The 6458-nt window shown below is 64.6% G+C and carries 6 protein-coding genes and 1 pseudogene; 6 read left to right on the top strand and 1 reads right to left on the bottom strand.

Annotation, left to right across the window (positions count from 1 at the left end):
* The 6 genes and pseudogenes from T331_RS0115435 to T331_RS0115410 form a co-directional block, all read left to right on the top strand.
* Nucleotides 1-364: pseudogene (locus tag T331_RS0115435) on the top strand (dihydroxy-acid dehydratase domain-containing protein); the annotation flags it as partial.
* Entirely contained in the window at nt 361-993 is a 633-nt protein-coding gene (gene eda / locus T331_RS0115430) for a bifunctional 4-hydroxy-2-oxoglutarate aldolase/2-dehydro-3-deoxy-phosphogluconate aldolase (protein ID WP_026440676.1), read from the top strand. The pseudogene T331_RS0115435 and the gene eda, both read left to right, overlap by 4 nt.
* Before the next feature lie 292 nt (nt 994-1285).
* The gene (locus T331_RS0115425; protein WP_008495367.1) at nt 1286-2617 is read left to right on the top strand and encodes an extracellular solute-binding protein; all 1332 of its coding nucleotides are present in this window, start codon (nt 1286-1288) and stop codon (nt 2615-2617) included.
* 2 nt (nt 2618-2619) lie between these two features.
* Nucleotides 2620-3498, top strand: coding sequence for an ABC transporter permease subunit (locus T331_RS0115420; protein ID WP_026440675.1), 879 nt, complete (start codon nt 2620-2622; stop codon nt 3496-3498).
* Nucleotides 3495-4322 (top strand): sn-glycerol-3-phosphate ABC transporter permease UgpE, encoded by an 828-nt coding sequence (ugpE, locus tag T331_RS0115415; RefSeq protein ID WP_026440674.1) that lies wholly within the window; start codon nt 3495-3497, stop codon nt 4320-4322. The genes T331_RS0115420 and ugpE overlap by 4 nt, the downstream gene beginning before the upstream one ends.
* Nucleotides 4322-5395 (top strand): ABC transporter ATP-binding protein, encoded by a 1074-nt coding sequence (locus tag T331_RS0115410; RefSeq protein ID WP_026440673.1) that lies wholly within the window; start codon nt 4322-4324, stop codon nt 5393-5395. The genes ugpE and T331_RS0115410 overlap by 1 nt, the downstream gene beginning before the upstream one ends.
* A gap of 141 nt (nt 5396-5536) precedes the next feature.
* Here the strand turns inward: T331_RS0115410 and T331_RS0115405 are convergent, their stop codons facing one another.
* Entirely contained in the window at nt 5537-6433 is an 897-nt protein-coding gene (locus T331_RS0115405) for a glycerophosphodiester phosphodiesterase family protein (protein ID WP_026440672.1), read from the bottom strand.
* Between the last annotated feature and the right edge of the window lie 25 nt (nt 6434-6458).

Raw genomic sequence — 6458 nt, 5'->3', positions numbered from 1 at the left:
CAAGCTGATGCCCCCACTTGGGGTTTTGCAGGATAAGGGCTTTAAGGTGGCGCTGGTCACCGATGGCCGCATGTCCGGCGCCTCGGGCAAGGTGCTCTCCGCCATCCACGCCACACCGGAGGCGCTGGCCGGGGGGCCGCTGGCGAAGCTGAAGGATGGCGACATCGTCCGCGTCGATGCCAAGGCCGGCACGTTGAGCGCGCTGGTGGATGCGGCTGAATGGGAGGCGCGCGCAGAGGCGCTGGCGGATCTCGATGCCAGCCATCACGGCACCGGGCGGGAGCTGTTCGCGCCCTTCCGCCATCTGGTCAGCCGCGCCGATCTTGGCGCTAGCATTTTCGCCTACGAGGAGTCGCACGCATGATCCAGGAGGGTTTGGAAACCATCATGATGCTCGCCCCGGTGATCCCGGTGGTGATCATCGATGATGTGGCGGATGCGGTGCCGCTGGCCCGCGCGCTGGTGCAAGGCGGGCTGAAGGCGATCGAGATCACGCTGCGCACGCCTGTAGCGTTGGAGGCGATCCGCGCCGTGGCGAATGAGGTTGAGGGGGCGGTGGCCGGGGTCGGCACCGTGCTCACCGCCAAGCATTACAAGCAGGCGGCGAAGGCCGGGGCGCAATTCGCGGTCTCGCCTGGGGCGACGCGCAAACTTCTGGATGCGGCGGAGGATGCGGACCTCGCCCCGCTGCCCGGCATCGCCAGCGCCTCGGAGGCGATGGTGCTGATCGAGCGCGGCTATCGGTTCGCGAAATTCTTTCCGGCCGAGGCGGCGGGCGGGGCGCCATTCCTCTCCTCCATCGCCTCGCCGCTGCCGCAGCTACAATTCTGCCCGACTGGCGGCATCACCCCTGAGATCGCCCCGCTTTATCTGAAGCTGCCCAACGTGCTCTGCGTCGGCGGCTCCTGGATGGTGAAAAAGGAGCTGGTCGCGGCGAAGGATTGGGCCGCCATCACCAAGCTGGCGGCGGAGGCGGCCAAGCTGAAAGCTTAAAGGGGCGGCGAATGCCGCCCTTTCATGATGACGGCGCCGCACCGACGCGTCGCTGCTGAACCAGACGTTGAAACGGCTGAATGGTTGAGCCGCCCTGTCCCCCGCCTCGGCGCCGAGGCGGGACGGCAGATCAAGCATCATCCGCGCGGCCCTGCCGGGTTCACGCCGACGGGCCCGGCTTTCCGGTTGCCAGACTGGCTTTTTTACGTCATCGATTTGTCACAGAACTGTTATTGACCCGGCCGCCGGTTCAACTAACAGCAGACCCCGTTTAACCAGAAGGGTTGGATCGATGAAACGCCGTACACTCCTCGCCGCCGCGCCCGCGGGCGCCATGCTCGCCTCTGCCGCCAACGCCGCCAGCGCCCCCACCAGCATCGCGCTGTGGCACGCCATGGGCGGCGCGCTGGGCGATACCCTCCAGGCCAGCGTCGACAAATTCAACGCCAGCCAGAGCGATTATCAGGTCCAGGCCACCTATAAGGGCACCTATGCTGACCTGCTCACCGCCTCCATCGCCGCCTGGCGCGGCGGCAAGGCGCCGAGCATCGCGCAGGTGTTCGATGTCGGCACCGCCGACATGATGGCGGCCGGCCGCGCCGTGGTCGATGTGTACAAGCTCTCCGAGATGACCGGTGTCGCGATCGACCCGGCCACCTATATCCCGGCGGTGCGCGGCTATTACAGCCTCAATAACGGCAAAATGGGCGCCGCCCCGTTCAACTCCTCCACCGCCGTGATGTGGATCAACAAGGACGCCTTCGCCAAGGCCGGGCTGGACCCCGAGGCGCCGCTCGCCACCTGGGACGACGTGATCAAGGCCGCGCGCGTGATCAAGGCGAAGAACGCCGCCGACATCCCGGTGATGACCTCCTGGCCGACCTGGAGCCAGTTCGAGCAGTTCGCCGCCATCCATAATGTCGAATATGCGACATTGAATGACGGCTTCGGCGGGCCGAAGCCGCAGCTGAAGATCGGCAGCGCGCCGTTCGTCAAGCAGCTGGACATGTTCCTCTCCATGCAAAAGGAAGGGCTGTTCTCCTATCAGGGCCGCGACGGCAAGCCGAGCCCGATCTTCTACGCTGGCAAGGCCGCGATCACCTTCGACAGCTCCTCGATCTATGGCCAGCTGGTGACGAGCGCCGCGTTCAAGTTCGCCGCCGCCCCCCTGCCCTACCACCAGGACATCATCAAGAGCCCGATCAACTCCATCATCGGCGGCGCGGCCTTCTGGGCGATGACCGCGCCGGGCCGCACCCCGGCAGAATACAAGGCGGCGGCCAGCTTCTTCAAATTCATCTCGCAGCCCGAGAATGACAGCGCCTGGGCCGAAAAAACCGGCTATGTGCCGGTCACCGTCGCCGGCAACCAGATGATCGAAAGCCAGGGCTTCTATGCCAAGAACCCGGGCAGCGACGTGGCCGTGAAACAGCTCACCCGCACCCAGCCCACCCCGCTCTCGCGCGGCATCCGCCTCGGCGGCATGCCGGAGGTCCGCGTGATCATCGAAGAGGAATGGGAAAAGGCGATCCAGAACGGCACCCCGGCGGCCACCGCCATGGAAACCGCGCAAAGCCGTGGCCAGGCCGTGATCAACCGTTTCGCGCAGACGCTCAAAGCCTGAGCGTGGAGCGGAAGACTCTCTTTCGCGGCTGGCTTCTGCCAGCCGCGCTTGTCGCCCCGCAATTGCTGATCACCTTCGTGTTCTTCTTCTGGCCCGCGGGCCAGGCGCTGGTGGAGAGCACGCAGGCGACGGACGCCTTCGGGCTCAGCACGATGTTTGTCGGGGCCTCGAATTTCCTCGCCCTGCTCACCGACCCGGATTATCACGCCGCGATTCTGCGCACGGCGTTTTTCTGTGTCGCCGTCACCATTCTGGCCATGGCCGCGGGACTGCTCTTCGCCAGCTTCGCCAACCGCGCCATCAAGGGCCGCTTTCTCTACCGCACCGCGCTGATCTGGCCCTACGCGATCGCGCCGGCGCTGAGCTCGGTGATCTTCGTCTTTCTGTTTCAGCCGCAAATCGGCATGATCACCAATCTGCTCGCCCGCTTCGGGGTGAATTTCAACTATACCGCCAATGGCAGCCAGGCGCTTGCCCTGGTCATCCTCATCGCCGCCTGGAAGCAGGTGAGCTATAATTTCATCTTCTATCTGGCCGCCCTGCAATCCGTGCCGCGCTCGATGCTGGAGGCCGCGACGCTGGACGGCGCCCGCGGGCTGCATCGCTTCCGCACCATGATCTGGCCGATGCTGATGCCAACCACTTTGTTCCTCAGCGTCACCAACATCGTCTATGCGGCGTTCGACACGTTCGACGTGATCTTCGCCCTCACCGGCGGTGGCCCCGGCACCTCCACCGACATGCTGGTGGTGAAGGTCTATCGCGATGGCGTGATCAATCTCGATCTCGGCGGCTCGGCCGCGCAATCGGTGTTGCTGATGGCGGGCATCATCGCGCTGACCGCCTTGCAGATGCGCCTGACCAGAGGCCGCGCCACATGAAAAAACGTCCGGATTTTCTCGCCCATGCAGTTTTGCTGCTGGGCGTATTGTTGTTCATGTTCCCAATCTGGGTGGCCTTTGCCGGGGCCACGCAATCCGCCGCGGCGATCAATCGCGGGGCGATATCACTGGTGCCGGAATTCAGGAAGCTCGGCGTGTTCGTGCAGGCGCTCAGCTTCAGCAACGCCAACGCGCCGGTCTGGCACATGCTGCTGGTCAGTTTTTTCATGGCGCTCGCCATCGCCATCGGCAAGATCGTGATCTCGGCCCTCTCCGCCTTCGCCATCGCGTTCTTCCGCTTTCCGCTGCGCATGGTGGCGTTCTGGCTGATCTTCATCACGCTGATGCTGCCGATCGTGGTGCGCATCGTTCCCACCTACGCGGTGATGTCCGACCTGCATCTCATCGACACCTTCCCCGGCCTGACCCTGCCGCTGATCGCCTCGGCGACGGCGACCTTGCTGTTCCGGCAGATCTTCATCGCCGTGCCGGACGAGCTGGTGGAGGCCGCCAAGCTGGATGGCGCCGGGCCGATGCGGTTTTTCTGGGACGTGCTGCTGCCGGTCTCGCGCGCCAATATCGCGGCTTTGTTCGTGATCGAATTTGTTTATGGCTGGAACCAGTATCTCTGGCCGCTGCTGGTGACGACCAAAGGCGGGCTGAATACCATCGTCATCGGCATCGTTCAGATGATCACCGGCGACCAGCTCATTCCCTGGAATCTTGTAATGGCCACCACGATCCTTGCCCTGCTGCCGCCCATCCTGGTGGTACTGGCAATGCAGCGCTGGTTCGTGGCCGGGCTGACGGAGGCGGATAAATAATGGCCACACTCGAACTGCAAGGCCTGGCCAAAAGCTTCGGCAACACCAAGGTGCTGCACGGGCTGGATGTGAAGCTGGACGATGGCGAGATGCTGGTGATCGTCGGCGGCTCGGGCTGCGGCAAATCCACGCTGTTGCGCCTGGTCGCGGGGCTGGAGAGCCCGACCGCCGGGCGCATCCTGCTGGACGGCAAGGACATCACCCATGTCGACCCCTCCAAGCGCGACGTGGCGATGGTGTTCCAGAATTACGCCCTCTATCCGCATATGAGCGTGTTCGAGAACATGGCCTACGGGCTGAAGCTGAAAGGGATGCCCAAGGCGGAGATCGCCAAGCGGGTGGAAGAGGCGGCGGACACGCTCTCGCTTTCCGCTCTGCTCGGCCGCAAGCCGGGACAGCTCTCCGGCGGTCAGCGCCAGCGCGTCGCCATGGGCCGCGCCATCGTGCGCGAACCGAAGCTGTTTCTGTTCGATGAGCCGCTCTCCAACCTGGATGCGAAGCTGCGCGTGCAGGTGCGCGCCGATATCCGCAAGCTGCAGAAGCGCCTCAACGTCACCAGCCTCTATGTCACCCACGACCAGGTGGAGGCGATGACGCTGGCGGACCGGCTGGCGGTGATGGAGCAGGGCGTGGCCGCACAGATCGCCACACCTTTGGAAGTGTTCGCGCGCCCGGCGGACCAGTTCGTCGCCGGCTTCATCGGCGATCCGTCGATGAATTTCTGCAAGGCGGTACTGTGCGCCGGCGGCCATGGCGCGAAGCTGGCGGCCGGGCCGGAGGTGGCGCTGCCGGGCGAGGCGTCATGGGGCCCAGAGGGCATGGCGGTGATGCTGGGCATCCGCCCGCAGCACGTGGTCATCGAGCCCGGCACCGGGCCGCTGGGCTTTGCCGTGGCGCTGGAGGAGCCGCTGGGCTCCGAGGCGCTGCTGCACGGCACGCTGCCGGATGGCGAGGCCTTCCGCATCCGCGTCCCCTACCCTGCCCCGCAGGCGACGGCGTTGACCATCAGCCTGCCGGCGGCGCATCTGCATCTGTTTGACGCGCAGACCGGCAAGCGCCTGGAAATTGCTTAAAAACAAGAGTTTTTTGGTGCCGCTTTTTTGCAAAAAAGCGGCGAAAACGTTTGGGGTGTTGGCAACGCCGTTGCCAACACCCCAAACGTTTGTGGGGACTTTTTGAAAAAAGTCCGCACACCCCCAAAAACTTTTGGAACTTCAACGCCGCAGCGCGGTCACGAACCCGGGCTGCGCTGGCTCCTCGCCGCGCGCATCGAGAATTTCCAAGGCCAGATCTGGAACATCGGTGATGATCCCATCCACGCCTAGATCCAGCATCCGCTCGAAATCGGCTGGCGCATTCACCGTCCAGGGAATCACCGTCAGCCCCAGCGCCTTCGCCTCCGCCAACTGTGCTTCATCCAGCATCTCATGAAACGGCGCCCACACCACCGCTCCGGTGCTCGCCACCGCGCGCGGCACGCTATTGCCATGCGCCGCCAGGCTGGTGCCGCCAAACCATAGATCAGAGGCCGCCACACTGCCCGGCTCGGTCAGGCAGCAGCGGCGCAGCTCCGGCGCTTGTTTCTTGGCTTCCTCCAGCACCCGCCAATCGAAGCAATAAAGCACGCTGCGCTCAACCGCCCCCACCGCGCGCAAGCCGGCCAGCGTATGCGCCACCAATTCGGCGGGCGGCAGCGTCGCCTCCGGACGATCCGGAAAGCTCTTGATCTCCACAAGCAAATCCAGCGGCTCGCAAACCTCCAGCACAGCATCGAAGCTCGGAATCCGCGTGCCGTCCCGCGCAATCTGCCCCGCAAACCGCGCCGCGTAGGCTGAGCCTTCCCGCAGCCGGCCGACATCGTAGCCTTGCAACGTCGCGAAGCTCAGATCGCGCAGCAAAGGCGCATCGGCGCCGACATAAGCGCCCTGCCTGTCCCGCGCCACATCCTGGTTCAGCCTTGGGTCATGATGCACCACCACCACGCCATCCTTGGTGACGCCGACATCAAACTCCACGCCGGTCAACTCCAGCGCATTCGCCAGCCCGAAGCCGGACAAGGCATTTTCCGGCAGCAGCCCACGCGCCCCGCGATGGCCAAAAATCGCAACCATGGTCTCACTCTCGATCTTGTTTGCG

Source organism: Acidocella facilis ATCC 35904 (assembly GCF_000687875.1).
Lineage (GTDB): Bacteria > Pseudomonadota > Alphaproteobacteria > Acetobacterales > Acetobacteraceae > Acidocella > Acidocella facilis.
The sequence above is the reverse complement of the archived record's forward strand: the minus strand, read 5'-3'. Positions and strand labels throughout refer to the sequence as shown.